The organism is Amycolatopsis sp. NPDC114503 (assembly GCF_055633655.1).
Genome location: NZ_JBVKDT010000005.1, coordinates 310249 through 335676, shown reverse-complemented (window position 1 = coordinate 335676; position 25428 = coordinate 310249). Strand labels below are relative to the sequence as shown.

General features: G+C 68.1%; 23 protein-coding genes. 14 read left to right on the top strand and 9 right to left on the bottom strand.

Annotation, left to right across the window (positions count from 1 at the left end; all coding sequences use genetic code 11):
- The first annotated feature begins 2 nt into the window (after positions 1–2).
- From ACZ7OI_RS23335 to ACZ7OI_RS23320, 4 genes are read left to right on the top strand one after another with little or no spacing between them, the layout of a single operon-like run.
- Positions 3–1091: an ABC transporter ATP-binding protein gene (locus ACZ7OI_RS23335; RefSeq protein WP_470266299.1), complete on the top strand. Its 1089-nt coding sequence runs from the start codon at positions 3–5 to the stop codon at positions 1089–1091.
- The gene (locus tag ACZ7OI_RS23330; RefSeq protein ID WP_470266298.1) at positions 1091–1783 is read left to right on the top strand and encodes an ABC transporter permease; all 693 of its coding nucleotides are present in this window, start codon (positions 1091–1093) and stop codon (positions 1781–1783) included. The genes ACZ7OI_RS23335 and ACZ7OI_RS23330 overlap by 1 nt, the downstream gene beginning before the upstream one ends.
- Positions 1780–2484: an ABC transporter permease gene (locus ACZ7OI_RS23325; RefSeq protein ID WP_470266297.1), complete on the top strand. Its 705-nt coding sequence runs from the start codon at positions 1780–1782 to the stop codon at positions 2482–2484. The genes ACZ7OI_RS23330 and ACZ7OI_RS23325 overlap by 4 nt, the downstream gene beginning before the upstream one ends.
- Positions 2481–3371 carry an ABC transporter substrate-binding protein gene (locus tag ACZ7OI_RS23320; RefSeq protein WP_470266296.1) on the top strand — a complete coding sequence of 297 codons (891 nt, stop codon included), beginning with the start codon at positions 2481–2483 and terminating at the stop codon, positions 3369–3371. The genes ACZ7OI_RS23325 and ACZ7OI_RS23320 overlap by 4 nt, the downstream gene beginning before the upstream one ends.
- Here the strand turns inward: ACZ7OI_RS23320 and ACZ7OI_RS23315 are convergent.
- The 3 genes from ACZ7OI_RS23315 to ACZ7OI_RS23305 are packed head-to-tail and all read right to left on the bottom strand — an operon-like array spanning position 3368 to position 5325.
- Positions 3368–3637 (bottom strand): hypothetical protein, encoded by a 270-nt coding sequence (locus ACZ7OI_RS23315; RefSeq protein WP_470266295.1) that lies wholly within the window; start codon positions 3635–3637, stop codon positions 3368–3370. The genes ACZ7OI_RS23320 and ACZ7OI_RS23315 overlap by 4 nt on opposite strands.
- Positions 3634–4005, bottom strand: coding sequence for a hypothetical protein (locus tag ACZ7OI_RS23310; protein WP_470266294.1), 372 nt, complete (start codon positions 4003–4005; stop codon positions 3634–3636). The genes ACZ7OI_RS23315 and ACZ7OI_RS23310 overlap by 4 nt, the downstream gene beginning before the upstream one ends.
- Positions 4006–4023: 18 nt before the next feature.
- Positions 4024–5325, bottom strand: coding sequence for a helix-turn-helix domain-containing protein (locus ACZ7OI_RS23305; protein ID WP_470266293.1), 1302 nt, complete (start codon positions 5323–5325; stop codon positions 4024–4026).
- A 338-nt stretch (positions 5326–5663) separates the two neighbouring features.
- Between ACZ7OI_RS23305 and ACZ7OI_RS23300 the strand changes: the two genes are divergently transcribed.
- Together ACZ7OI_RS23300 and ACZ7OI_RS23295 are read left to right on the top strand one after the other, a co-directional pair.
- Positions 5664–5927, top strand: a complete 264-nt coding sequence (locus ACZ7OI_RS23300) for a hypothetical protein (protein ID WP_470266292.1) — start codon at positions 5664–5666, stop codon at positions 5925–5927.
- A 36-nt stretch (positions 5928–5963) separates the two neighbouring features.
- Positions 5964–6749, top strand: coding sequence for a Scr1 family TA system antitoxin-like transcriptional regulator (locus tag ACZ7OI_RS23295; RefSeq protein WP_470266291.1), 786 nt, complete (start codon positions 5964–5966; stop codon positions 6747–6749).
- Here the strand turns inward: ACZ7OI_RS23295 and ACZ7OI_RS23290 are convergent.
- Positions 6722–7249, bottom strand: a complete 528-nt coding sequence (locus ACZ7OI_RS23290) for a GNAT family N-acetyltransferase (RefSeq protein ID WP_470266290.1) — start codon at positions 7247–7249, stop codon at positions 6722–6724. The genes ACZ7OI_RS23295 and ACZ7OI_RS23290 overlap by 28 nt on opposite strands.
- Before the next feature lie 163 nt (positions 7250–7412).
- Here ACZ7OI_RS23290 and ACZ7OI_RS23285 point away from each other — a divergent pair, with 163 nt between their 5' ends.
- Positions 7413–7844, top strand: coding sequence for a WapI family immunity protein (locus ACZ7OI_RS23285; protein ID WP_470266289.1), 432 nt, complete (start codon positions 7413–7415; stop codon positions 7842–7844).
- Positions 7845–7875: 31 nt separating this feature from the next.
- Here ACZ7OI_RS23285 and ACZ7OI_RS23280 read toward each other — a convergent pair whose 3' ends face one another.
- Together ACZ7OI_RS23280 and ACZ7OI_RS23275 are read right to left on the bottom strand one after the other, a co-directional pair.
- The gene (locus ACZ7OI_RS23280; RefSeq protein WP_470266288.1) at positions 7876–9072 is read right to left on the bottom strand and encodes an MFS transporter; all 1197 of its coding nucleotides are present in this window, start codon (positions 9070–9072) and stop codon (positions 7876–7878) included.
- A gap of 115 nt (positions 9073–9187) precedes the next feature.
- Complete coding sequence (locus ACZ7OI_RS23275) at positions 9188–10426, bottom strand: FAD-dependent oxidoreductase (protein ID WP_470266287.1); 1239 nt, start codon at positions 10424–10426, stop codon at positions 9188–9190.
- 150 nt (positions 10427–10576) lie between these two features.
- Between ACZ7OI_RS23275 and ACZ7OI_RS23270 the strand changes: the two genes are divergently transcribed.
- Complete coding sequence (locus tag ACZ7OI_RS23270; RefSeq protein WP_470266286.1) at positions 10577–11026, top strand: nitroreductase family deazaflavin-dependent oxidoreductase; 450 nt, start codon at positions 10577–10579, stop codon at positions 11024–11026.
- Positions 11027–11084: 58 nt separating this feature from the next.
- On the opposite strand, the gene ACZ7OI_RS23265 is transcribed toward ACZ7OI_RS23270, so the two are convergent.
- Positions 11085–14768, bottom strand: a complete 3684-nt coding sequence (locus tag ACZ7OI_RS23265) for a multifunctional oxoglutarate decarboxylase/oxoglutarate dehydrogenase thiamine pyrophosphate-binding subunit/dihydrolipoyllysine-residue succinyltransferase subunit (RefSeq protein ID WP_470266285.1) — start codon at positions 14766–14768, stop codon at positions 11085–11087.
- Positions 14769–15519: 751 nt separating this feature from the next.
- Here ACZ7OI_RS23265 and ACZ7OI_RS23260 point away from each other — a divergent pair.
- The 5 genes from ACZ7OI_RS23260 to ACZ7OI_RS23240 all read left to right on the top strand — a co-directional run bounded on the left by ACZ7OI_RS23260 (position 15520) and on the right by ACZ7OI_RS23240 (position 18320).
- A complete protein-coding gene (locus tag ACZ7OI_RS23260) occupies positions 15520–15792 on the top strand; it encodes a hypothetical protein (protein ID WP_470266284.1) in 273 nt (90 codons plus the stop codon).
- Between the two features lie 288 nt (positions 15793–16080).
- A complete protein-coding gene (locus ACZ7OI_RS23255; protein WP_354747336.1) occupies positions 16081–16422 on the top strand; it encodes a PadR family transcriptional regulator in 342 nt (113 codons plus the stop codon).
- Entirely contained in the window at positions 16412–16795 is a 384-nt protein-coding gene (locus tag ACZ7OI_RS23250) for a DUF1048 domain-containing protein (RefSeq protein WP_470266283.1), read from the top strand. Before ACZ7OI_RS23255 ends, ACZ7OI_RS23250 begins: the two co-directional genes overlap by 11 nt.
- Complete coding sequence (locus ACZ7OI_RS23245) at positions 16792–17598, top strand: ABC transporter ATP-binding protein (protein WP_470266282.1); 807 nt, start codon at positions 16792–16794, stop codon at positions 17596–17598. The genes ACZ7OI_RS23250 and ACZ7OI_RS23245 overlap by 4 nt, the downstream gene beginning before the upstream one ends.
- Positions 17559–18320 carry an ABC transporter permease gene (locus tag ACZ7OI_RS23240; RefSeq protein WP_470266281.1) on the top strand — a complete coding sequence of 254 codons (762 nt, stop codon included), beginning with the start codon at positions 17559–17561 and terminating at the stop codon, positions 18318–18320. Before ACZ7OI_RS23245 ends, ACZ7OI_RS23240 begins: the two co-directional genes overlap by 40 nt.
- 435 nt (positions 18321–18755) lie before the next feature.
- Here the strand turns inward: ACZ7OI_RS23240 and ACZ7OI_RS23235 are convergent, their stop codons facing one another.
- Positions 18756–22472: an ABC transporter ATP-binding protein gene (locus ACZ7OI_RS23235; protein WP_470266667.1), complete on the bottom strand. Its 3717-nt coding sequence runs from the start codon at positions 22470–22472 to the stop codon at positions 18756–18758.
- A gap of 568 nt (positions 22473–23040) precedes the next feature.
- Entirely contained in the window at positions 23041–24156 is a 1116-nt protein-coding gene (gene ald / locus ACZ7OI_RS23230; protein WP_470266280.1) for an alanine dehydrogenase, read from the bottom strand.
- Positions 24157–24346: 190 nt separating this feature from the next.
- Between ald and ACZ7OI_RS23225 the strand changes: the two genes are divergently transcribed.
- Positions 24347–25288 carry a zinc-binding dehydrogenase gene (locus ACZ7OI_RS23225; protein ID WP_470266279.1) on the top strand — a complete coding sequence of 314 codons (942 nt, stop codon included), beginning with the start codon at positions 24347–24349 and terminating at the stop codon, positions 25286–25288.
- Positions 25289–25428 lie beyond the last annotated feature (140 nt).

Below are 25428 nucleotides of genomic sequence, written 5' to 3'. Positions count from 1 at the left end.
CTGTGACCATCGAATTCCGAGACGTCGTCAAACGCTATCCGGACGGCACGGTCGCGGTCGACGGCCTCTCGCTGACCGTCGAAGACGGCACGATCACGGTGTTCGTCGGACCCTCCGGCTGCGGCAAAACCACCTCGCTGCGGATGATCAACCGGATGGTCGAGCCGACCTCGGGCGCGGTGCTGCTGGACGGCAAGGACGTCAGCGAAGGCGACCCGGCGGTGCTGCGCCGCGGCATCGGTTATGTGATCCAGCACGCGGGTCTCTTTCCGCACCGGACAGTGCTCGACAACATCGCCACCGTGCCGCTGCTGTCCGGATGGGACAAACGCAAAGCGCGCGCTCGCGCGGGCGAGCTGCTCGAGACTGTTGGCCTGCCGACGGAACTCGGGAAGCGGTATCCGGCGCAGCTGTCCGGCGGGCAGCAGCAGCGCGTCGGCGTGGCTCGCGCGCTTGCCGCTGATTCGCCGGTGCTGCTGATGGACGAGCCGTTCTCCGCGGTCGACCCGGTGGTCCGCGAAGGGCTGCAGGACGAGCTGCTGCGGCTGCAATCCCAGCTGGGCAAGACAATCGTGTTCGTCACGCACGACATCGACGAGGCCGTGCGGCTCGGCGACAAGGTCGCGGTGATGCGCGTCGGCGGGAAGCTCGCGCAGTACGGCACTCCGGCCGAGGTGCTGCGGCATCCGGTGGACGACTTCGTCGCGTCGTTCGTCGGCCGCGATCGCGGGTATCGCGGGCTTTCGTTCCTTCCGGCGAGCGGCGTCGAGGTTTCGCCGGCTCGCACTATCGAACTCGGCAGCAAGGTCGACGGTCCGTCGGAGGGCTGGCTGCTCGCGGTGAACGACGAGAAGCAGCCGCGCGGGTGGCTGCCGCCAGGCTCCACTGTGGACGGTCCGTTGGCGGAAACCGACCTCGTGGCAGGCGGATCGCTGTACGTGCAGGGCACGCCGATCCGCGGGGCGCTCGACTCGGCGCTGTCGTCGCCCGCCAGCCTCGGCGTCGTCGTGGACGAGGAGAACCGCGTGCTCGGGACGGTGGTCGCGCACCAGGTCTTGGATGTAATCGAGGCCTCCCCGCAGGCGTCCTGATGGGCGACTTCTTCGGCGAGCTCGGCCGATACCTTTCGAGCGCCAACAACCGCGGCGAGATCTTCGCCAATCTGCTCGACAACATCTATCTCGCGCTAGTGCCGCTGGTCGCGGGCATCGTGCTGGCGATTCTGCTCGGCTGGCTCGGGCATAGCTGGCGGCCCGCGCGCAGTGTGCTGCTCGTAGTGGGGAATCTGCTGTACACGATTCCGTCGCTGGCGCTGTTCGTGGTGATTCCCGGCATCATCGGAACGAAGATTCTCGACAGCGTCAACGTGATCGTCGCGCTGACCATTTACACCACCGCGCTGCTGGTGCGCCCGGTGCTCGACGCGCTGGAAGCGGTGCCGCCGCACATCGTCGCGGCTGCCACGGCGATCGGATATCGCGGACCGCGCCGGTTCTTCAGCGTCGAACTGCCGCTCGCGGTGCCGGTGCTCGCGGCTGGGGTCCGGGTGGCGTCGGTGAGCAATATCAGCCTGGTCAGCGTCGGTGCGCTGATCGGGACCGGGGCGCTGGGCGTGCTGTTCACCGACGGATTCCAGCGGGAGTACTTCTCGCCGATCGTGGTCGGAATCGTGCTGACGATGCTGCTCGCGCTGATCGTCGATCTGCTTTTGGTTTTGCTGCGCAATCTTTTGACACCTTGGGAGAGAGCGGGTCGCGCGCCGGCCGCGGAGGTGGCGGGATGATCGGCGACGTCTTCACCTGGTTCACCACCGCCGCGAACTGGCAGGGCTCGGACGGCATTCTCGTCCGGCTGGCCCAGCACGTCGGCTACATCGCGCTGGCGCTGGTCATCGCACTGGTGATCGCGATCCCGATCGGACTGTTCGTCGGCCACACCGGCCGCGGCGGCGTCGTACTGGTCGGCGTCGGCAACGCGATCCGCGCGCTGCCGACGCTCGGGCTGGTCACGTTCCTGTTCCTGCTCTTCACCGAGAGCACGACGGCGACGATCATCGGCCTGGTGGTGCTGGCGATTCCGCCGGTGCTGGCCGGGACGTACGCCGGTCTGCAGGCGGCCGAACACGATGTCGTCGACGCCGCGCAAGGAATCGGAATGACCGGCTGGCAGCGGCTGTGGCAAGTAGAGGTGCCGATCGCGCTTCCGTTGGTGCTGGGCGGAATCCGCAACGCCGTGCTGCAGCTGATCGCGACCGCCGCGGTGGCCGCGTACGTCGGTCTCGGCGGCCTGGGCCGGTTCCTGCTCGACGGACTGGCCATTTTGGACTACACCGAGGTTGTCGCGGGCGCGATTCTCACCGCGCTGCTGGCGATCGTGGTCGACCTGCTGCTCGCCGCGGCGCAGCGGGCATTGGTGCCCAAGGGGGTCCGGCTGGCCGCACAGGCGGCGTCCGGCCGGGCAGTGGCTGCGGGAGGAGCGGCGTGAAACGGTGGGGGATCCTGGTTGCTGGCTTGGCGCTGGTGGCTTCGGCGTGCGGAAACCCGCTGTCCGGCGGTGGTGAGGGCGGCAGTACCGGCGATATCATCATCGGTGCGTCCGATGTCGGGGAAAGCTCTTTGCTGGCCCAGATTTACGCCGGGGCTTTGCGCAATGTCGGCGCGCACAACGTGACGGTCCGGCCGCCGGTCGGCAGTCGCGAGGTCGTGGTGAAAGCCTTGCAGGACAAGTCTTTGTCGGTGGTCCCGGATTACTCGGGGAACCTGCTGCGGTACTTCGACAAGAACACCCCGGCGACCACTTCGGAAGATGTTTATGCGCAGCTGAAGCAGAAAATCCCGGCTGGGTTCGAGGTTCTCGCGCAGTCGCCCGCGCAGGACAAGGATTTGCTCGTGGTGGGCAAGGAACTCGCGGCCACCGGGGTGAAGACGTTCTCCGATCTCGGGCCGCGCTGCAAGGACCTGGTGATGGGCGGTCCGGGCCAGTGGAGCAGCCGGTGGAAGGACCGGATCAAGCAGCTGTACGGGTGCGAGTTCAAGGAAATCCGCACCACGGACACCGGCGGTCCGGTGACGGTGGCGGCGCTGAAGTCGGGCGACGTGCAGGTGGCGGACCTGTTCAGCACGTCGGCGACTATCGCCTCCAATGGGTTTGTTCCGCTGGAGGACGACAAGCACATGTTCCCGGCGCAGAACATCGTGCCGTTGGTGTCGCGGGGGACGTTGAACGCTGCCGAGACGGCTGCGTTGAACCGGGTTTCGGCTGCGTTGACTACTGAGCAGTTGACTGAGTTGAACGTGCAGTACACGGATGAGAAGCGGAATGCGAAGGACATCGCTGAGGAGTTTTTGCAGCGGAATGGGTTGAAGTCTTAGCTGAGTGCGGAGTATTCGGGTGGTGGGCGGAGCAGCTCTGGGTGCTTGGTCCAGTAGAGTTCTCCGTGGATCTCTAACATTGCCCAATGCCAGGCGTGGTCGTGGAAGATCAGCCAGCGATACGGTGCTTCGGGTGGTTCGTAGGGGTATCGCTTCAGGGCGGCTGCTTCGGCTTCGGATGGGGTCATTTCGCCGTGGTGCTGCATGACCCAGGCGAAGTGACGGCGTTCGTCGTCGAGGTATTCGACGTATTCTTCCTCTGTCACTGCTCGGGGCTCACTGCTTTCTCGATAGCCTCGAAAATGTCCGCGTCGGTCTCCTGCTGCCACTGCGGGAGCTGATCCCAATCGGCGACGTACGCTGGCTTCGGGTCCGGGATGTGCTGGTAGATCTGCGCGATCCAGCACAACGCCACGAAGCGGCTCTTCTGCGCTCGGGTCAGTTTCGCAGTGCTGCCACCGGAGATCTCGACGAACTGTCGCACCTGCGCGTAGACCGCGGTGGCGCTGGCCCGCTCCCAGTCCGGCGTTTCTTCCCACGGCGTGATGTACCCGGGCTTGGGTTCGCCGGGGAAATGCCGCTTGACGCCAGTGATCCAGGCGTCACGGAAGATGCGGCCGGATTCCTCGGGCACGATGGCACTCCTTGCGAGTCAGAGGACCGAGACGGTCTTGAGCTGGACGATTTGCTGGTCGAGATGCCCGACGTGACTGTCTGCCAGGAACGGTTTCAGTTGCGGTCGGAGGTTGCGCAGCATTCGGCCCAGGTAACCAGTCGAACCGGTCTGCCGGGCCGCGTCGAGCGCTGCGTTGCCGTACATGACGAGTTGGTCGGTGTCCCGGCGCTGTACGCCGACCAAGGCGAGGTCAGCTAGAAGACTTCCTCGCCTGCGTGCGGAAGCGTTCCGGTCGAGTGCGTCGGCAAGGGCGACTTCCGCCAGTTCGGGGCGGTGTAGTTCGACGTAGCAGCGGCCGCGTTCTTCGGCCAGTCTCGAACCTTCGAACCGCAGCCAGCCGCTCGTGCGCGGCGGCCCGCTGAGTTGGGTGACCTGTTCTGCGGTGTCGAGGGCGCGCTCGCAGGCCGCCAGGTCGCCGAGTCCGGCATAGGTCTGCGCCTGCACCGCGGCGACCCAATATCGGGTGGCGAGGGTGGAGTCGCCGCGTTCAGCGAGGACAGCGGCGCCCTTGAGGAGTGGTGCCGCGTCGCTGAATCGCCGCTCGTGGACGCCCAGAAATGCGTGCCTGGTCATCGCGCAGGCCCACAGATCGAAGGCTTCCGCCTCCTTGCTGGCATTTGCGGCCAAGGAGTAGCACTGTGCGGCGTGCTGGTACTGGTCGCTGTCGAAGAAGATCTCGCCGCAAAGCTGGAACAAGTCTCCCGCGAGCAGGCATAGCCGACGTCTTCCGGCCGAAGTTTGCGGCTCGTGCAGGGCCTGGTTGAGAACGGACAGCTGACTGTGCACTACCGGAAAGGCCAGGCGTTTGGACTTGGATTGCGCGAAGGTGCGCCAGAGTTGCTCGTTGACCTTGTCGTATTCGTCGAGCGTTCGCTGGTCCAGCCCCACCGGGCGGGAGTCAGCCGCCGACAGCCGGTCGAGATCAAGCTGATCCGCTGCGGGCAGGGCGAGCAGGCTGCTGGCAAGGCTCAGCAGGCGCAACACCTCGCGACGGTTCACGTCTTCCCGCCCTTCGTCGGCTGCGGGCTCCGGGGCCGCGCTGGCGGCTGGCACCTTGAACCACAGCAGCTCGCCCGGGATTCGAAGAACACCCGCCCACTGTATGAGGGTGGCGAGGTCTTGCGGTGCCGGGCCGTTTTCGATTCGGCTGAGTTGCGGCTGCGTGAGGCCGAACCAGCCCGCGACCACGCTCTGCGAGAGCGGGCGACCATGCCACGGGTGGTAGCGGTAGGCCTGGATGACCCGGCCCATGTGCCAGGCATCGACTGCCTCGTGCATCTGGTCGGTGTGCCAGAATTCCGCCGGTACGTGCGGGGCGCTGACCAGCGTGTTCCGCCGTTGGCCACAGCAGGCTGAGCACAGCCTGCCGCGGTGGTCCCCGGCCAGGCGCGCTCCGCAGCGACAGTGCCGCGCGATCGGGCGCATCCCCATCTCGTACCCGGTCCTTACTTCACGTGAAGTGCCTGTGGCTCCGTGTGCTACCAGCCTAGACAGTCGTTATGCGCGTTGCGTATGCGTCGCGCGCATTTTTTCCACTGAAAGATCGCGATAGCCGCTGTCGACCTCCGCGACGAACCTTTGGTCCAGGACACCGGCGAGCGTCGACGGAGGTTGAGATGGACGCAGTGATCTACCTGGATCTCGCACATATTCACCCGGTTGCCCGGGGCATCTGGCACCGGACCGACGTGACCGAGATCCCGGAACCAGGCCAGTCGGTGACGATGCTGTGCGGGCTGGTCGCCTCCGCGGCGTTCGAACGCTATGACCAGCGAAGCGCGAACGGTCCGCTCAAGCAGTGCCCGTACTGCGACCTGATTTACCGGCAGTCGCTGGGCTGGGTCGTTCCTCCTGGACACTCGGCTGTGCGTCGACGTTGAGGCTGAGAATCTTTCCGGGAGAGATCAGGGGACGGAATGCGAGGCACGAGTGCGCTGACGCCGCGTGCTAGAGCCCTTGGCACCGCGTTGCGTCGTGTGCGAGTCGACGCGCGGTTCGGGCTGCGGGAGTTGGCGCGGCGGGTCGGGATCAATGCCGCCCTCTTGTCGAACTGGGAGTCGGCGCTGCGCGTGCCCAGTGCGGAAGACGTGGCCGGTCTTCTCGGCGCGCTTGGTGTCACTGGCCGGCGCAAAGAAGAATTGCTCGGGTTGGCGCGTGGGGTACTCGGGCCGAATTGGGTAGCCGAAAGCGGCCAAACGGTTGCCGACATCGTTTCGTCGCTGGAGAGGACGGCAGCCATCGTGATTGCCTGGCACCCGCTCATCATCCCTCGCACGTTGCAAACCGCTGAATACGGACGAATCGCGTCGTCCGCCGCGCCCCACGGCTCTTCGGTGCCGACTGAAGCTTATGTCGGAGAAAACGCTCTCTCCACTGTGGTGGGTGATGCGGACACGATGGGACGGCAGCTCAGTTTCCTGGCTGACACAGCGGTGTCGGCAGAAGGTCCAGTAGTGAGGGTCGTCCCGACAAGCGTCGGCTGGCATCCCGCCCTTTCAGGGCCGTTCACGTTGTATCAAACGGCTAATGCCGCGGTGGTGCACTGTCAGCACCACGGCGCTGCCACGTTTCTCTTTGAGGACAAGGCGAACAGCCGACATCGGCCTGTCGTCGCGTCGCTGCGCAGGCTGGCGTTGAGTGAGCAGGAGACTGCGGAACTTCTTCTCCGGAAAGCTCAAAGCCGGTCAAAGGCCGCAGCGTAGCGGAACGCGCCCCGGTTTTCCGGCGCATACGCAGCCAGTCGGAGGGCCTGGAAGTGCGGGGCCCATTCCGGCACCGGGGGCGTGATGCCGAGCGTCTCAGCCAGTACGAAGCCGAAGCGGGAGTAGTAGCCCGGGTCTCCCAGGAGAATGATCAGGCCGTAGCCAAGGGCATTGGCGGCACCGACCGTCGCGTGGACCAAGGCTGATCCCGCCCTGCTGCGTTGGCGGGAGGGGAGGACGCCGAGCGGGCCGAAACCGATGGCGGATTCTGGGTCGTCTCCGAGGCGGCCTGGGCTGGAGCAGGCGTGGCCGATCACCTCGCCGTCGCGGATCGCGACGAGCGAGAGGGCGGGGAGCAGATCGCCGTCCGCGGTAAGTTCGGTGACTAGCTTGGCTTCTGGCATTTCGCCGGTGACGTCCTTGTTGTGGACGCGGAAGGCGGCGGTGTGCACGGCGTGGATCGCGGGTGCGTCGTCGGCGGTCGACTGGCGGATCTGCATGCCGCTCAGTCTCCCTGAGCGACGGGGCTGCGCGGAAATTGATTTCGCGTGGAGACCGCGATGGCCAGCCCGGTCGCATTAAGGTGCTTCTCGAGGGCTCGGCCGACGGGATGACGGTGATCATGCGTTGAGCGATTTCGGTGGAAGCGAAGACCACCCTTCAGTGACCATCGGCGCGAAGGCTGGTGATCGGCTGGTGATCACCGTCCTGGGGCGGATGCACGCCGGGGCGACCGATTCCTGGGACGGCAACTGGCTTTTCAGCCCGGTTGGCCTCGTGGCCGGCGGGTTCACCGCCCGGGTGCCCGCGGGATTGCGGGCCGACGAACTGCAAAGCTTCCGGGAGCAGCTGGCGAAGGCCTACGACGGCTTCGGCGGAGTCGCCCGGCTGACGTCGATGGAGAAGTGGCTCGACCTGACGGTCACCGTGGCCGCATCCGGCGCGGTCGAGGTCGAGGGCGTGGCCATCGACGGACACAGGACGGGGAACAAGCTGTCCTTCCGCATCGGCGAGCTTGACCAGACCCACCTTCCGGCGATCCTCGACGGCCTGTCCTCGATCGAGGAGGTGTTCCCGGTGTTCGGCCAACACTGATCTCCGGCCGCACGTGAGGAAGGCTGATCACTCACATCGTCGCTGCTTGCGGGGAAACCCTCGCTGGACGGTCGTCGCGCATGAAGAGCAGAACCGCCGCTCCCGCGAGCGGTCCGGCGGCCAGGGTGAGAAAGGCCGCGTAGAACGAGCCGCTCGCATGGAAGACCGGGCCGACCACAGCGGGCACGATTACGCTGCCCAACTGCCAGAAGGCGTTCACCGCGCCGGCGGCGGAACCGGCTAGGCGCGCGCCGGTCAGGGCGGGGATCATGGCGGCGGTCAGCGGGCTGTAGGCGTATGCGCCGATGCCGAGAATCGGGGCTACGACTAGGAAAGCGCTGTAGCTGTTCAGGGAACCGAAGACCAATAACGCCGCACCGAAGAGGATGAGGACGGCGATGATGGGGATTCGCCTGCCCAGGCCGACTTTGTCGGTGAGCCAGCCGATCAGCGGTTTGATGACCACCGCGGTCCCGGAGAAGATCACCAGGACCACGCCCGCTCGCACCGGGTCGATGTGTTCGCCTCGGATCATCAGGGTGTTGGACCACGTGACGAAACCGTAGGTGCCCCACAGGCCGCCGAAACCGGCCAAACCGAGCAGCAGCAGGTCGCGGTTGCGGAAAAGCGGGCGCGGGTTGGGCAGGGCGCGGCGGGCCGTCGAGGGGGTGCCGTTGCGGATGAAGGCCAGGCACAGCAGCCCGAGTACGACGGTGACTCCGCCGAAAAGGTGGTACGACACTGGCCAGCCGCTGTTCTTCACCAGGGTCGGGACGACGGCGTTGGCCACGACGGTGCCCAGCGACGTCGCGGTCATGAAGATGCCGCTCGCCAGGCCGTGTTCTTCCGGGCGGAACCAGGTGGTGATCAGCTTCAGCCCGGCGGAGAAGTCGACTCCGGCGAACAGGCCCAGCAAGGCTTGCAGGACCAGGCCCCAGGCGATGGAGGTGGTCGAGCCGAACCCCACCATCAGCGCGCCCGCCACGAGCGAGCTGATGCCCAGGATCGCCCGGCTGCCGAGCCAGTCGGAGAGGAAGCCGCCCGCGGTGTTGGAGATGACGTAGCCGATGTAGTAGCAGGTGGCGAAGATCCCGAGCGCGGCCAGCGGGACGCCGAGCGAATCGCTGACCGCCGACGACGCCGGTCCCCAGGTCGACCGGTCTACCGAGGTCATCGTGAACACTGCCCAGCAAAGCAGCAGGATGACCCAGCGATAGCGGCTCGGCATGAGGGCTCCTTCGGCCTGGGGACGATCAGGGAAGGTTCTCGTTACCGGGCTCGGCGGGTCAAGCCGAGGCACCCTTATCTGGGCCTTGCCGCCCGATTGCCGACGTACTCCCGGATCAAGCCAGGGCGTCTTGGCGGTGCAGCTCGGCGCGGATCGCGCGGACGTCGTGGGCGCGGCCGTCGACGTACTGTGCGGCGGCCACTCCAGCGGCGTGTCCGGTCGCGAAGGCGGTGCCCATGACGCGGACTGAGGCGTACGCGTCGTCGTCGGAGCTGGTCAGGCGGCCGACGGCCCAGAGGTTCGCGGTGTCGGCGGAGCAGATCGCGCCGTAGGGGAGGTCGTACCAGCCTCGGTCGGCGATCGGTTCGTAGCGGGTGACGCCTGGCCCTGCGTGGTCTTCGATCGGCCAGCCGCAGCGGCCGATGGACGCGTCGGGACGTTTGCGGGCGGTCAGGACGTCGCGGCCGGTGAGTTGTTCGCGGCCTACCAGGTGACGTCCTTCGCGGATGCCTAGCTGTGGGCCGGTTTCCTCGAGTCGTGCGGAGGACCAGCCGGGCAGGTGTTTGCGCAGGGCGTCCAGGTATTGCCACGCCTGACGTCGCGCGTTGGCTTCGTCGCGGCTTAGCGCGGCGGCGTCCAGGACGTCGGTTTGTTCGTCCACTAGCAGCGCGATTACGTTGCGGGTCAAGGGAAGGTGCACGGCGATGCCGTAGTCGCGGGCCAGCTGGACGCCGGTTTCTCGTTGGTACGCGGCGACTGCGGCGCGCAGGCCCTCGCGCGAAAGGTCGGCGTCTTCGGGGACGCCGGAGAATCGGCAGACGAGCGTGCTGGTTTGCCGGTCGCTCAGCGGCGCGACGCGGACGGCGGCTCCGGCGGCGGCCAGGAGCGCGCCGTCGCCACTGGCGTCGATGAACGCTCCGGCGGTGACGCGTTCGATGCCGCCGCGATGGTGCAGCTCGACTTCGGTGACGACGCCGTGCGTCCGCTTCGCGCCGATGAGTTTGGTGTGCAGGAGGACGTCCACGCCGGCGTCGGCGGCCAGCTCGTCGTAGACCAGTTTGGTGGTCTCCAGGTCGAGCAGGACGATCTTGTTGCCGGTCCAGCCCATCGTCTTCTCTTCGTAGGCGCCGCGCTGGCGCAGCCGCCGCAGCACCTCCTCGCCGACGCCCGCGACGACCTGCTCGCCGGTCTGGTCGAAGAAACCGCACAGGGTCAGCACGGAACTGATCGTCGCCGCGCCGCCAAGGTACGGGTACTGCTCGACCAGCAGCACCCGCGCCCCGGTCCGCGCCGCCCCGGCCGCGGAGGCGATACCCCCAGCACCGCCTCCGACTACGACGACGTCGTAGTGCACTTCAGCCCTCCTCGGGTGTTTGCCGACCAGTCAACTGGGTGCGGCCGGGGCGTCGCCACTGCCTTTACGGCACCCCGGGCATAACCGGAAGGTATAGCTATGAAGTCGAGAAAGTATGAAACTCATACAAGTTGGCGTACGCTCGAGACCATGGACACCAAGGCAGCCGGATACCGGCGCAAGGTCAACACGATCAACCGGGTCATCACCGCCCTGCAGCGCGCGGGGCTGGCGTTCGGGCCGATGGAGCTGCTCACCGTCCCCGGACGGCGCAGCGGCGAACCGCGGACGTTTCCGTTGGCAGTATTGAAAGTCCAGGGTGACCAGTACCTGATCCAGGCGTTCCCGAAGGCGGCATGGGTCGCGAACGTGCGGGCGGCTGGGGAGGGGACGTTGTCTCGCGGGCGGCGGTCGCGGCGGGTGCGGTTCGCGGAACTGCCGGTCGGGGAGCGGGGGCCGGTGCTGCGGGAGGTAGTGGCGGGCGGGCCGGCGAGTGTCGGGAAGCGTTACGTGACGACAGGGCTGGCGGAGTCACCGACGCCGGACGGGGTCGCGGCGGCCGCGGCAAAGATCGCGGTGTTTCGAGTGGAAGCCGTCTGACAACGGCGAAGGCCGCCGCGGGAACGGGTCCCGCGACGGCCTTCGCAGCAAGCAAAAATCAGTCGAACGCCTTGGCGATCAACGCCTTCTGCTCGACCTCGTGCACCTTCGACGAACCGGCCGACGGGGCGGCCATCGGACGCCGCGCCACCACGTCGAGCCCTCCGAAGAACTCCGGGAACTTCCGCGGCAGGTTGAGGCCGAAGAACGGCCACGCGCCCTGGTTTTCCGGCTCTTCCTGGACCCACGCGATCTGCTGGGCGTTCGTGTAGCGCTCCACCGCCGCCAGCAGCTTCTTCTTCGGCAGCGGGTAGTACTGCTCGATCCGCACGATCGCGACGTCGTCCGCGCCGCGCTTCTCGCGCTCGGCCACCAGCTCCCAGTAGAGCTTGCCCGAGGTGAGCAGCACCTTGCGGACCTTCGCCGGGTCCTGCGTGGTGTCGTCGATGACCGACATGAACCGGCTCTGGCCGGTGACGTCCTCGACCGACGACGTGGCCGCCTTGTTCCGCAGCATCGACTTCGGGGTGAAGACGATCAGCGGACGCTGGATGCCGTCGAGGGCGTGGCGGCGCAGCAGGTGGAAGTAGTTCGCCGGGGTGGACGGCACCGCGACGGTCATCGACGCTTCCGCGCACAGCGACAGGAACCGCTCGATCCGGCCGGAGGTGTGGTCCGGGCCCTGGCCCTCGTGGCCGTGCGGCAGCAGCAGCACGACGTCCGAGCGCTGGCCCCACTTGGCCTCGCCGGAGGAGATGTACTCGTCGATGACGGTCTGCGCGCCGTTGACGAAGTCGCCGAACTGCGCTTCCCACATCACGAGCGCCTCGGAGTTCGCCACCGAGTAGCCGTACTCGAAGCCGACGGCCGCGTACTCCGACAGCGCCGAGTCGTAGATCATCACGCGGCCCTGGCCGTCGGCCAGGTGCTGCAGCGGCGAGTACTCCTGGCCGTTCTTGCGGTCGATGAACACCGAGTGCCGCTGGGTGAAGGTGCCGCGCCGGGAGTCCTGGCCGGACAGGCGCACCAGGCGGCCTTCCAGCGCCAGCGAGCCGAACGCGAGCAGTTCGCCGAACGCCCAGTCGATGCCGCCTTCGCGGGACATCTTGTGGCGGCGCTCCATGACCGGCTTGACCCGCGGGTGCGGGGTGAAGCCCTCGGGCAGGTTGACGAACGCGTCGCCGATCCGCTCGACGACCTCGCGCGACACGGCGGTGGTGACCTTCGCCGGGATCTGCTGCTCGCCCTCGACCGACGGGCTCGCCTTCGCCGGGTGCCGCTCGAGTTCGCGGACCTCGTTGAAGACGTGCTCGAGCTGGCTGGAGAAGTCGCGCAGCGCGGCCTCGGCCTCTTCGACGGAGATGTCGCCCCGGCCGATCAGCGATTCGGTGTAGGTCTTCCGGACCGAACGCTTGGAATCGATGATGTCGTACATCGCCGGCTGCGTCATCGACGGGTCGTCGCCCTCGTTGTGCCCGCGGCGGCGGTAGCAGACCAGGTCGATCACGACGTCCTTGTGGAACGCCTGGCGGTAGTCGACCGCCAGCTTCGCGACCCAGTGCGCGGCCTCGGGGTCGTCGCCGTTCACGTGGAAGACCGGTGCGCCGATCATCTTCGCGACGTCGGTGGCGTACTGGCTGGACCGCGAGTGCTCCGGCGCGGTGGTGAAGCCGACCTGGTTGTTGACGACGACGTGCACGGTGCCGCCGGTGCGGTAGCCGCGCAGCAGCGCCAGGTTCAGGGTCTCGGCCACGACGCCCTGGCCAGCGAAGGCCGCGTCGCCGTGCATCAGGACCGGCAGCACGGTGTAGCCCTCGCCGCCCTTGTCGAGGACGTCCTGCTTGGCGCGGACGATGCCCTCGAGCACCGGGTCGACGGTCTCCAGGTGCGACGGGTTGGACGCCAGCGACACCCGGGTCTCGCCGTCGCCGAACATCCGGAAGTACTTGCCCTCGGCCCCGAGGTGGTACTTCACGTCGCCGGAGCCGTGCGCCTGTCCCGGGTCGAGGTTGCCCTCGAACTCCTGGAAGATCTGGCTGATCGGCTTGCCGACGATGTTCGCCAGCACGTTCAGCCGACCGCGGTGCGGCATGCCGATGACGACCTCGTCGAGTTCGTGCTCGGCGGCCTTGTCCAGGATGGTGTCCAGCAGCGGGATCGCGGTCTCGCCGCCCTCCAGCGAGAACCGCTTCTGGCCGACGTACTTGGTCTGCAGGAAGGTCTCGAACGCCTCGGCGGCGTTGAGCTTCGACAGGATGTACTTCTGCGCGGACGGCTCCGGCTTGCTGTGCCGGACCTCGACGCGCTCCTGGATCCAGCCTCGCTCCTCGGGGTCGAGGATGTGCGTGTACTCCACGCCGACCGTGCGGCAGTAGGAGTCGCGCAGCACGCCGAGGATGTCGCGCAGCTTCATCCGCTCGCGGCTGGAGAAGTCGCCGACCGCGAACTCGCGGTCCAGGTCCCACAGGGTCAGGCCGTGGCTGAGCACGTCAAGGTCGTGGTGGCTGCGCTGGCGGTAGTTCAGCGGGTCGGTGTCGGCCATCAGGTGGCCGCGCATCCGGAACGCCTCGATCAGCTCCATGACGCGCGCGGTCTTGTCGACCGGGCCGTCCGGGATGTCGGCGACCCAGCGGATTGGCTCGTACGGCAGCCGCAGGCTGGTGAAGACGTCGTCGTAGAAGCCGTCCTCGCCGAGCAGCAGTTCGTGAATGCGCTTCAGGAACTCGCCGGACTCCGCGCCCTGGATGATGCGGTGGTCGTACGTCGAGGTCAGCGTCATGATCTTGCTGACCGCGAGGTCGACCAGGGTCTTCTCGCTGGTGCCCTCGAACGACGCCGGGTACTGCATCGCTCCGACGCCGATGATCGCGCCCTGGCCCGCCTGCAGCCGCGGCACCGAGTGGTTCGTGCCGATGCCGCCCGGGTTGGTGAGCGAGATGGTGGTGCCCGCGAAGTCGTCCGCGGTGAGCTTGTTCGTGCGGGCCTTCTTGACGATCTCCTCGTAGGCCTGCCAGAACTGCATGAACGTCATGTTCTCGGTGGCCTTGATGGAGGCCACGACGAGCGTGCGGGAGTCGTCCTTGCCCTTCATGTCGATGGCAAGCCCGAAGTTCACGTGCTCCGGCGTGATCGCGAACGGCTTCCCGTCGATCAGCTGGTAGTGCCGGTTCATGTTCGGGAAGTCCTTCAGCGCCCGCACCATGGCGTAGCCGATGAGGTGCGTGAAGGAGATCTTGCCGCCGCGGGTGCGCTTGAGGTGGTTGTTGATGACGATGCGGTTGTCCGCCATCAGCTTCGCCGGGACCGCGCGCACGCTGGTCGCGGTGGGCACGGCGAGCGAGGCGTCCATGTTCTTGGCGATCGCCGCGGCGGCACCGCGCAGCTGCTTGGATTCCGGCGCGGACTTGGCTGCCGGAGCGGCCGCCGCGGGCTTGGCCGCCGGAGCGGGCTTGGCGGCCGGTGCCTTCGCCGCCGGAGCCTTGGCGGCGGGCGCGCTGGCCGCCGGAGCCGCTGGGGCTTTCGCGGACGGGGCGGGCTTGGCGGCGGGGGCCGGCGCGGAGGCCTTGGCCTCTCCGTTCCCTCCCGCTTGCGTGCCGTTGCCGCCTGGAGTGGGCTTGTAGTCGGCGAAGAAATCGTGCCAGGCGGCGTCTACCGACTGGGGGTCCGCGAGAAACCGCTCGTACATTTCTTCGACGAGCCACTCATTGGCACCGAACTGCGATGCGGGACTGCTGCTGGCCACGGCTGGCTCTCGCCTCTATCCATTCTCGATCCGATATCACAAGCATCTGCTGACCGCCAGGCTAGTCCCCTGCCGGTGGCCCGAAACACGCCACCTGGACGCTCGTGAGACAGGTCATTGTCTGGATCGGTTGAGAGGCCCAGCCTGACAGACAGCAGGGACCACCGTACGCGTCGCAAGAGCCGAATGCCGTCACCTCGGCTGGTTTGGGGTGATCCCGGACACAGCAGGTGCCCGGTGTCGCAGCTCGCTCGGCTGGCGGTGGCGGGCAGGCCGCGGGCGGGCGGTGGTGGTTCGGGTTGGTCCGGACCATGTGCGCCGGGCTTCGCGCAGGTCGGCTGGCTCGTGTCCGCGCCTTCCGTCAGTCGCGCGGCGGGTGGGGCCGTGGGCGGGGTGCCTCGCTGGTGGGCTGGTCGCCGGGCCTGGGGCGAGTTGGGTGCTGACGCGGGGGTTGCGGCGGGGCCGGGCGGCGCGGTGTGGCGGCGAGGTCGGGTCGCACGGTCTGGCGGAGGTGCCGGTGTGGTCCTCGCCCTGCTGCGCGTCGACCGTCGCGGTGCTCGCGGGGGCCGAAGCGGGCGTCCGAGGCGGCCGGGGTCGTTCGTCCAGGTGGCGCGGTGTGCGGTCGTCCGCGCCTGTTCCGGCCGCGTTGGGATGTGCGTAGCGGGTCGTTCACTGTGCGGTGTTGTGCTGTCGAAAGGCTGCGGCCTCCCCGGGCGCAGCGGTCTTCGAAGCGCGAGGCGGTGATCACGCGATGTGGCTGGTCGAATGTCCGTCGTTCTGGGACCAGGGATTGATTCGCCCGCTCGTCACCGAGCACGGCAAGGTCGTGCTGATGTGCGATTCCTGCACCGCGGTGTGGCGAACCCCGTCCGGCATCGACGAGTTCGAGCACGTCGAGCCGGAGGCGCCCGAGTGGGCCGTCGGCTCGGACACGCACGTTCGTCCCGGGACGACTCGCTGGGCCGAACTGGCCGACGTCACCTCGGCCGGCTGGGGCGACCTCCGGTGGCGCGAGCTGCCCTGACCTCGCGGCCCCGCGAGGTCTTGTGAACCTGTCCTGCCTGTCTCGTCCTGTCTGAACGTAGCTGCGTCCTGCCTGGACCTGGCCGCGTCCTCGTTCTGCCTGAACGTAGACACGTCCTCGTTCTGCCTGAACGTAGACACGTCCTCGTCCTGCCTGGACGCAGCCGCGTCGCTCGGGCCCGTTTGGCGTGCCTTCTCGCGGCGCTCGCGAGATGCCCCTCCCTGCCGCCGGTAGTCAGTGTTACTATCTACTGGTACTCAGCAACACTGACTAGCTGAAGGGCGTTCGATGGGCAAGCAGGCGACGGAGATGCTCAAGGGGACTTTGGAGGGCATCGTCCTCGCGATTCTTGCCGGGCGGCCCGCCTACGGGTACGAGATCACCTCCTGGTTGCGCGAACGGGGGTTCACCGATCTCGCCGAGGGCACCGTTTACGCGCTGCTCGTGCGAATCGAGCAGCGCGGGCTCGTCGACGTCGAGAAAGTGCCGTCCGAGAAAGGGCCGCCGAGGAAGGTTTATTCGTTGAACGCGCCAGGGAGGGCGAGTCTCGACGAATTCTGGCGGAACTGGCGATTTCTCTCGGACCGGCTCGAACAGCTGCGCAAGGAGGGAATCGATCATGGGGAATGAATCCAAGAGCAAGTATCTGCATTACCTGGAAGTGGTCACCGGGCCGCTGGAGGACAAGAAGCGGTACCGGCGGTACAAGGCGCGCGTCGAGGAGCTGCCGCCGGATTACCGGGCGGCGATCAAGGCGTTGCACCGGTACCTGCAGTACTTCGGGCCGGGGACGTCGGAGAGCCATCTGCGGATGCTGGGCGATCTCATCGACCTGTTCGAGCAGAGCGTGGCGAACGGGACGACCGTCCGGGGAATCGTCGGCGACGAGCCGGTCGAGTTCGCGGAGGAGTTTCTCCGGAGTTACCCGGAGGGAAGCTGGATTTCCCGGGAGCGGGCAAAGCTGACCGAATCGATCGACCGCGCGGCCGGGGGTGCGCGATGACGGCGCCGGCGATTCGGGTGCGGGGGCTGCGGAAGTCGTACGGGACATTGGAGGTGCTGCGCGGGGTCGATTTCGAGGTGGCGCGGGGCAGTATTTTCGCGCTTCTGGGGTCGAACGGCGCGGGCAAGACCACGGTCGTGCGGATTTTGTCCACGTTGCTCAAGGCCGACGCGGGGGAGGCCGAGGTGAACGGGTTCGCGGTCGCCGGCCAGGGGGCGGAGGTGCGCGAGTCGATCAGCCTCACCGGGCAGTTCGCGGCGGTCGACGAAATCCTTACCGGGCGCGAGAATCTGGTGCTGGTCGCCAAGCTGCGGCATCTCAAGAATCCGGGCGAGATCGCGGACGGGCTGCTGGAGCGGTTCGCGTTGACCGACGCCGGGGCGCGGAAGGTGTCGACGTATTCCGGGGGTATGCGTCGCCGCCTCGACATCGCGATGAGTCTGATCGGGGACCCGCAGGTCATTTTCCTCGACGAGCCGACGACCGGGCTCGATCCGCAGGCGCGCAACGACGTCTGGGAGGCGGTGGAGGAGCTCGCCGAACAGGGGGCGACGGTGCTGCTCACCACGCAGTACCTGGACGAGGCCGAACACCTCGCCGACCGGATCGCGATCCTGCACGAGGGGCGGGTGCTCGTGAACGGCACGCTCGCCGAGCTCAAGCAGCTGCTTCCGCCGGCGAAGGTCGAGTACGTCGAAAAGCAGCCGACGCTGGAAGACGTCTTCTTTTCCCTCGTCGGCACCGGAAGAAAGGGGGAAGGGCAATGGGAAATCACTTCGTCGCCGACAGTTCCGTCCTGTTAGGACGGTCGCTGCGGCACATCACCCGCAGCCTGGACACGATCATCACCACGACGGTCACGCCGATCATCATGCTGCTGCTCTTCACCTACGTCCTCGGCGGCGCGATCAACTCCGGCTCCGAGTCGTACGTGACCTACCTGCTGCCCGGCATCCTCCTGATCACCATCGCGTCCGGCATCGCCTACACCGCGTTCCGGCTTTTCCTGGACCTGAAGGGCGGCATCTTCGAGCGCTTCCAGTCCATGCCGATCGCGCGCTCGGCGGTGCTGTGGGCGCACGTGCTGACGTCGGTGATCGCGAACCTGATCTCGGTCGCGGTCGTGGTGCTCGTCGCGTTCGCGATGGGCTTCCGCACCAGCGCGGGACCGCTGGCCTGGCTCGCGGTGCTCGGCATCGTGGTGCTGTTCACCCTGGCGCTGACCTGGATCGCGGTGATCCCCGGGCTGACCGCGAAATCCGCGGACGGCGCGAGCGCGTTCTCGTACCCGCTCATCTTCCTGCCGTTCGTGAGCTCGGCCTTCGTGCCCACCGGCACGATGCCCGGGCCGGTGCGCGCGTTCGCCGAACACCAGCCGGTGACGTCGATCGTGAACACCATCCGGGACCTGTTCGCGGAGCGTCCGGTGGGGAGCGGGATCTGGGTCGCGCTCGGTTGGTGCGTGGGGATTTTGGCGGTGGCGTATGTCTTCGCGAATATGATTTATCGCCGGAAGATTTCCTGAGTTTCTCCGGCGCTCGCTGTGGCGGGTCGGGGCTGGTGGTCGCGGCTGGTTCGGTGGGTGTGTTGTCTGGCGATGCGGCGGTGGGTCGGGAGCGTGCTTGCTTGCCGACGTGATCTGTCGCCGCAGGCTTTTCTGGCTCGTCTCGGCGCCCGTGGCCGCGGGTGGTGTCTGGGGCAGGGCGGTTCGGTTTTGCGGTTTTGGTTGGTCGCCACGCGAGCGTCAGGTAGGTAGGGCGCTCGCGTGGTGGGTCGGCGTCCTTCTTCACGAACGTGATTAGCGCCGGAAGACCTCCTGGCTCACCTCAGCGCTCGCGGCGACGGGCGGTGCGACCGGTTCGGTGTTAGTTGTCCAGCAATGCGGTTGTGGCGAGCACCACGCGAGCGCCCGAGTAGCCAGCGGCGCTCGCGTGGTGCGCCGGGGTCTTGGCGGTCGCCGTTATCCCAGCGCCCACAACCGCGCGTAGTGGCCCTCTGCTGCGACCAACTCCGCGTGCGTGCCCTGTTCGACGATGCGGCCGTGGTCGAGCACCACGATGCGGTCGGCTTTCGCGGCGGTTGCCAGACGGTGGGCGACTACGAACGTGGTGCGGCGGCGGGCGAGGTGTTCGGTGGCTCGCAGCACGGCGGCTTCGGTGGCCGGGTCCAGGGCGGCGGTGGCTTCGTCCAGCAGGAGAACGTCCGGGTCGACCAGTTCGGCCCTGGCCAGCGCGACGAGCTGCCGCTGGCCGGCGGACAGCGAGCGGCCGCGTTCGCCTACTGGTTGCCGGAAACCGGCCGGCAGCGCGGCTACTCCGTCCAAGGCGCCGACTGAGCGTACGGCGGCTTCGACCTCCGCGTCGGTGGCTTCGGGGCGGCCGTATCGCACGTTGTCCGCGACGGTGCCGGAGAACAGGTGGGCTTCCTGCGGCACCACGCCCATCCGAGCGCGCAGTGCGGGCAGGTCGTATTCGCGGACGTCGATCCCGTCGATCAAGACTGCGCCGCCGGTGGCGTCGTAATAGCGCGCGACCAGCTTCACCGCGGTGGACTTGCCCGCGCCGGTCGCGCCGACCAGTGCGACGGTTTCGCCTGCCGCGACGTCGAGCGTCAGGTTCTCCAGCGCGGGCTTTTCCGTGCCGGTGTAGGCGAAATCGACGTCCTTGAACCGTACTTCGCCGGACAGGCGCGTGGGCAGTTCGACCGGCTGCTCGGCCGCGGGCACCGACGTCGGCGTGCGCAGCAGGTCGCCGATGCGGCTCAGGCCGACGCGGGCCTGCTGGTAGCCGTCGAAGACCGACGACAGCTGCTGGATCGGCGAGAAGAACTGCTGCAGGTACAGCAGGAAGCCCAGCAGCACACCGGCTTCGAGCGTGCCGCCCGCGACGCGGTGCGCGCCGACGACCAGGACCGTTGTGGTCGCCAGATCCGACATCAGCGAGACGAGCGGGAAGTACGTCGCGATGTACCGCTGCGCGCGCAGCCGCGACCGCCGGTAGTCGTCACTGCGCGACGCGAACACCGCCGCCGAACGCTCTTCGCGCGTGTACGCCTGGGCGACGCGCAGACCGCTGACGTTCTCCTGCATGTCCGCGTTGACGACGCTCACCTTCTCGCGCGCCTCGCTGTACGCGCGCGAAGCGACCCGCCGGAACACGAACGTCGCGACGAGCAGGATCGGCAGCATGGCCAGCGCGTACACGGCCAGAGCGGCATCGGTGACCAGCAGCGCGACCGTGATGCCCACCAACGTCAGCGCGCTGACGACCGCGGTGGCGAGGCCGGTCTGCAGGAACGTGGACAACGCGTCGACGTCCGTGGTCATCCGGGTCATGATCTTCCCGGACAGCTCGCGCTCGTAATAGTCCAGCCCAAGCCGTTGCAGGTGTGCGTAACTGCGCACGCGCAGCGAGTACAGCACCGTCTCGCCGACGCGCGCGGTGAGCCGCGTCTGCCAGCGCACTACGAACCAGTCGGCCGCCACCACGAGTACGCCGATCCCGGCCAGCAGCCACACCACGCTCGCCACCCCGGGCAGCACGCCGTGGTCGACCCCGCGCTGGTACAGAGCGGGCAGCGCGAGCGACGCCAGCGCGTCGGCCGCGACCAAGCCGACGACTCCGGCGAGCGGCCACCGCACCGGACGCAGGATCCGGGACAGCCGGAAGCCGGGATCGGGGGCCGTGACGTCCACATCGGACAGTCGGGGCCGGTCGGTCGCCGGCGGCAGCCGGCGCACGCCTTCCAGCAGTTCCGGGGTCGGCGGCACGTCCGCGCCGCCGCTGCCGGCGAAGCCGGTCCCACCGCCTGGGGCGCCGCCGCGGGACTGCGCGGCTTCGGCGAGAGCGTCGACCTCGTCGCGGTCGTCGTGCGGCCACAGGACTGCTGTGGTGCCGTCCGCGCCGGGCTCGAGATTGTCGCAACGGTGCGGTTTTTCGACGTCGTCGCCCGGCCCCGCGACCAGTTCGCGGAACAGCGCGCACCGCGCCAGCAGTTCCTCTTCGGTGCCGACGTCGACCACTCGGCCCTGGTCCATCACCGCGATCCGGTCCGCCAGTTGCAGCGTGGATCGCCGGTGCGCGATGAGCAGCGTGGTGCGTTCGGCGGTGACCGCGCGCAGAGTGTCGTGGATCGCGGCTTCGGTGACGGTGTCGATGGCCGACGTCGCGTCGTCCAGGATCAGCACGCGCGGGTCGGTGAGCAGTGCTCGGGCGAGCCCGAGCCGTTGCCGCTGCCCGCCGGACAGCGTGAGCCCGCGTTCGCCGACCTCGGTGGCGTATCCGTCCGGCAGCGCGCGGATGAACTCGTCCGCCTCCGCCGCGCGGGCGGCCGCGAAGACCTCCTCGTCGCTCGCGTCCGGGCGGCCGTAAGCGATGTTGTCGCGCACCGACGTGGAGAACAGGAACGCTTCCTCGAAGACCACGCCGATCGCCTGCCGCAGGTCTTTCAGCGCCGCGTCGCGCACGTCCAGCCCGCCGACTCGCACCGAACCCGAATGCACGTCGTAAAACCGGGGCAGCAGCATGGAAATCGTGGACTTGCCCGACCCCGCCGTGCCCACCAGCGCGAGCGTTTCGCCGGGGCGCGCTTCGAGGGTGAGCCCGTCGAGCACCGGGTCGCTGCGGGTGTAGCCGAACTTCACGTCGTCCAGTTCCACGCCCAGCGTGCCGGGCGGCAACGGCCGCGCGTCCGGGCTGTCGGCGACCTCCGGCTGCGCGTCGATCAGCTCGTACACCCGCTCCGCGCCGGCGCGCGTGAGCTGCGCCTGCACGACCAGACCGGACAAGAACCGCGCCGGGCCGATCAACGCCGCGAGGTAGGTGGCGAACGCGAGGAACGTGCCGAGACTGATCTGCCCGTTCAACGCCAGCATGCCGCCGATCGCCAGCACCGCGACCTGACCCGCGGCAGGCAATGCCGACGTGGTCGCTGTCGGCAGCGCGGACAGCTTCGCCGCGCGCAACCGTTCCGCGAAAAGCTTTCGTGCCGTGCGCTCCAGCCGGGCGACCTCGCGCGCCTCCTGCCCGAACCCCTTCACCACGCGCACGCCGGTGACGGTTTCCTCGACGTGCTGCGCGACATCCGCCGCGCGCTGCTGTGCCGACCAGGTCGCCGGGAACAGCCGCCGCCTGCTCAGCGCCACGACGATCCCGACCGCGGGCGCGACCACCAGCGCGATGAGCGTGAGCAGCGGCGACATCCACAACATCGCCCCCAGCGCCAGCACCGCGAAAATCACCGAGCCCGCCGACAGCGGAACCTGCATCAGCAACCCGGTGACCAGCTGCAAATCCGAAATCGCGCGCGAGACGACCTGCCCGGTGCGCAACGCGTCCTGCTTCCCGCCGTCCAGCCGCGACACCGCGCCGAACACCCGGTTCCGCAGATCGTGCTGCACGTCCAGCGCCAGCCGTCCGCCGACATACCGGCGCAGGAACGCCGAGCCGAACGCGACGACCTGCAACGCCACCAGCCCCACCGCGAGCCCGGCCAGCTGCGACGTGTGCCCGGCCACCGCGTCGTCCACCGCCGACCGCACCAGCAACGGACTCGCCGCCTGCACGCCGACGCTCAAGATCGCCGCCGTCATCGCGAGCACGACAACGCCGCGGTGCTCCCAGCAGGCAGCGGACAACCGGCGCACCCAGCCGGCCGGTCGGGGCGCCGTCTCAGCAATCGGACGGTCTTGACGCGCGGGCGTCGCAGTGGTGGTCACATCACAAGGTTAGGGAGCGGCACCGACAATTTATTCCCCAACGAGCCGCCGCCCCGGACCAAACGGGCACAACCGGCGCGGTCGCGAGCGGCTTCAAGGCAGAGGTGACGAACGGCACCCCAGCGGGTTTCCCCGGACCTTGGAAGCCGCATGGAGCAGGGAAACCCTGGTCCGGCGGCCAAAGGTGGAAGGTTGAACGTTCACCTGGTCACCGGGAAGAACCCCGGCCAAATCCACCCCCGGGCGCGCGCTCCCGCCCAATGTTCTTTAAGCTAGTACTCGGCGACCCGCTCCCAGTGACCCCCAGGCTGGTTGAGCGGGTCGCCCCTTCTGGCCTTCCCCTACTCGCGCGTGGCCGCGCTTCGTCGGGGAAGGGGCGTCGTATTGCCCGGGGGGCCGAGCCCCCCGGACCCCCGCGGTGCTTGAGGCGGCGGGTTGGGTAGTGGGTCTGTTGGAACAAAAAAGAGTTGTGGCGTAAGGAAAGCGGCGAGGTCCTGTGGGGCCTCGCCGCTTTTTCGTCGTTGGGGGGTTACGCCAGGGCGGTTTCTACGGGGGTGTGGGGGAGGTTGTGGGCGGTGGCTACTGGGGCGTTGGTCAGGGCGCCCGAGTGGGTGTTCAGGCCCAGGGCCAGGGAGGGGTCGGCGGAGAGGGCGGCTTTCCAGCCCTTGTCCGCCAACTGGACTGCGTAGGGGAGGGTCACGTTGGTGAGGCCGTAGGTGCTCGTGCGCGGGACTGCGCCGGGCATGTTGGCTACGCAATAGAAGACCGAGTTGTGGACCGTGTAGGTCGGGTCGTCGTGGGTGGTGGGGCGGGAGTCCGCGAAGCAGCCGCCTTGGTCGATGGCGATGTCCACGAGGACGCTGCCTGGCTTCATGCGGGAGACCAGGTCGTTGGAGACCAGCTTCGGGGCCTTGGCGCCGGGGACCAGGACTGCGCCGATGACCATGTCTGCTTCCAGGACCGACTCTTCGACCGACAGGCGGTTCGAGGTGACGGTGCGGATCCGGCCGCCGAAGTCGTTGTCGATCTGGCGGAGGCGGTCGACGTTCGTGTCCAGGATTTCGACGTCGGAGCCAAGGCCGAGGGCGACGCGGGCGGCGTTGAGGCCTGCCACGCCGCCGCCGATGACGACCACGCGGGCCGGGTGCACGCCGGGGATGCCGCCGGGCAGGACGCCGCGGCCGCCGCTCGGCTTCATCAGGGCGTAAGCGCCGACCTGCGGGGCCAGCCGGCCCGCGACCTCGGACATCGGAGCCAGCAGCGGCAGCGCGCCGTTCGGCTTCTGCACCGTCTCGTAGGCGATCGCGGTGGTGCCCGCGGCAAGCAGCGCGTCGGTCAGCGGACGGTCCGCGGCGATGTGCAGGTAGGTGAACAGCGCCAGATCCTTGCGCAGTCGCGGGTACTCCTCGGCGATCGGCTCCTTCACCTTCAGCACGAGTTCGCCCTCGGACCACGTTTCGTCCGCCGTGGCGAGCACCTTCGCGCCCGCGGCGACGTACTCCTCGTCCGTGATGGACGACCCGGTCCCGGCACCCGTCTCGACGAAGACGTCGTGCCCGCGACCGACCAGCTCGTGCACGCCTGCCGGGGTCAACGCGACCCGGTACTCGTGCTTCTTGATCTCACGGGGAACGGCGATGCGCACTGTCTTGCCTCCTGGCGGCGGTTCTGGCGAAGGTGTTGCCACTCACGGTGATCTACCCGGACGGCGGTGTCATCATCCCGCCGCCACAGTCTTGCGTCGGGTCAGTAGTGCTGCGAGGACAACGCACTTGACCTCGACCGCACTTGAGGTAGTTGGCTGGCTCATGGCGGAGACTCGAGGAAGGGCTTAAATGCGAGCGGTGTGGCTGCGGGAGTTCGGCGGGCCGGCGGTGCTGGAGGCGGGGGACGCCCCCGATCCGGCTCCCGGGCCGGGGCAGGTGCTGATCGAGGTGGCGTTCGCCAACGTCACCTTCGTGGAAACGCAGTTCCGGGCGACCGGCACCGGGCCGTTCGCGGGCGCGCTGCCGATGGTGCCGGGCAACGGCGTCGGGGGTGTGATCAGCCGCGCCGGGGAGGGCGTGGACCCGGCGCTGATCGGGAAACGCGTGGTGACGTCGACCGGCGGCAGCGGCGGTTACGCCCAGCGCGTGGTCGTGGACGCGGCGTTGGTGTTCCCGGTGCCGCACGCGCTCAGCCTCGACGCAGCCGTCGCGCTGCTGGCCGACGGCCGCACTGCGACCGGGTTGGTGCACGCGACCGCGGTGGCTCCGGGGGAACGGGTGCTCGTCGAGGCTGCCGCAGGAGGGGTCGGCAGCCTCTTGGTGCAGCTGGCGAAGGCCGCGGGGGCGGAGGTCGTGGCTGCCGCGGGAGGGGCGGAAAAGCTTGCCCGTGCCCGGGAATTGGGTGCGGATTTGGCGGTCGACTACACCGATCCACAGTGGACTGCGGAGGCCGGTGAGGTGGACGTGGTGTTCGACGGTGTGGGTGGAGCGGTCGGTACTGCGGCGTTTTCCTTGCTGCGGTCTGGCGGGCGGATGGCGATTTACGGTCTGGCGAGTGGTTCGTGGGCGGAAGTGTCCGAAGAGGACGCTGCGGTGCGCGGCGTGAAGCTGGTGCGGTCGATCGGTGACGCGGAGGCGATGCGCGGCTATACCGAATCGGCGTTGGAGGCTGCGGCGGCTGGGCAGCTCACTCCGGTGATCGGGCAGCGGTTTCCGTTGGAACGCGCGGCTGACGCGCATGCGGCGATCGAGTCTCGCGGGACGATTGGGAAGACGCTGTTGATCGCGTGAGTGGCTTCGCCGCTCGTCGCCTGGCGGCGACATTGCGCCGGGTTCGTTGGGTGGGCACCCCGAAGCTGATTGTGACGACGGCGCGGGGGGGGTTTTCGAGGGGGGGAAGAGGGGTTGGACAACACCCCCCCGCAGCATTT

Coding starts and splice junctions, on each gene's coding strand:
- ACZ7OI_RS23330 (WP_470266298.1), top strand. CDS start 1,091: ATGGGCGACTTCTTCGGCGAGCTCGGCCGATACCTTTCGAGCGCCAAC.
- ACZ7OI_RS23325 (WP_470266297.1), top strand. CDS start 1,780: ATGATCGGCGACGTCTTCACCTGGTTCACCACCGCCGCGAACTGGCAG.
- ACZ7OI_RS23305 (WP_470266293.1), bottom strand. CDS start 5,325: ATGCACGAGGCAGTCGATGCCTGGCACATGGGCCGGGTCATCCAGGCC.
- ACZ7OI_RS23300 (WP_470266292.1), top strand. CDS start 5,664: ATGGACGCAGTGATCTACCTGGATCTCGCACATATTCACCCGGTTGCC.
- ACZ7OI_RS23295 (WP_470266291.1), top strand. CDS start 5,964: ATGCGAGGCACGAGTGCGCTGACGCCGCGTGCTAGAGCCCTTGGCACC.
- ACZ7OI_RS23290 (WP_470266290.1), bottom strand. CDS start 7,249: ATGCAGATCCGCCAGTCGACCGCCGACGACGCACCCGCGATCCACGCC.
- ACZ7OI_RS23280 (WP_470266288.1), bottom strand. CDS start 9,072: ATGCCGAGCCGCTATCGCTGGGTCATCCTGCTGCTTTGCTGGGCAGTG.
- ACZ7OI_RS23270 (WP_470266286.1), top strand. CDS start 10,577: ATGGACACCAAGGCAGCCGGATACCGGCGCAAGGTCAACACGATCAAC.
- ACZ7OI_RS23260 (WP_470266284.1), top strand. CDS start 15,520: ATGTGGCTGGTCGAATGTCCGTCGTTCTGGGACCAGGGATTGATTCGC.
- ACZ7OI_RS23255 (WP_354747336.1), top strand. CDS start 16,081: ATGGGCAAGCAGGCGACGGAGATGCTCAAGGGGACTTTGGAGGGCATC.
- ACZ7OI_RS23250 (WP_470266283.1), top strand. CDS start 16,412: ATGGGGAATGAATCCAAGAGCAAGTATCTGCATTACCTGGAAGTGGTC.
- ACZ7OI_RS23245 (WP_470266282.1), top strand. CDS start 16,792: ATGACGGCGCCGGCGATTCGGGTGCGGGGGCTGCGGAAGTCGTACGGG.
- ACZ7OI_RS23240 (WP_470266281.1), top strand. CDS start 17,559: ATGGGAAATCACTTCGTCGCCGACAGTTCCGTCCTGTTAGGACGGTCG.
- ACZ7OI_RS23225 (WP_470266279.1), top strand. CDS start 24,347: ATGCGAGCGGTGTGGCTGCGGGAGTTCGGCGGGCCGGCGGTGCTGGAG.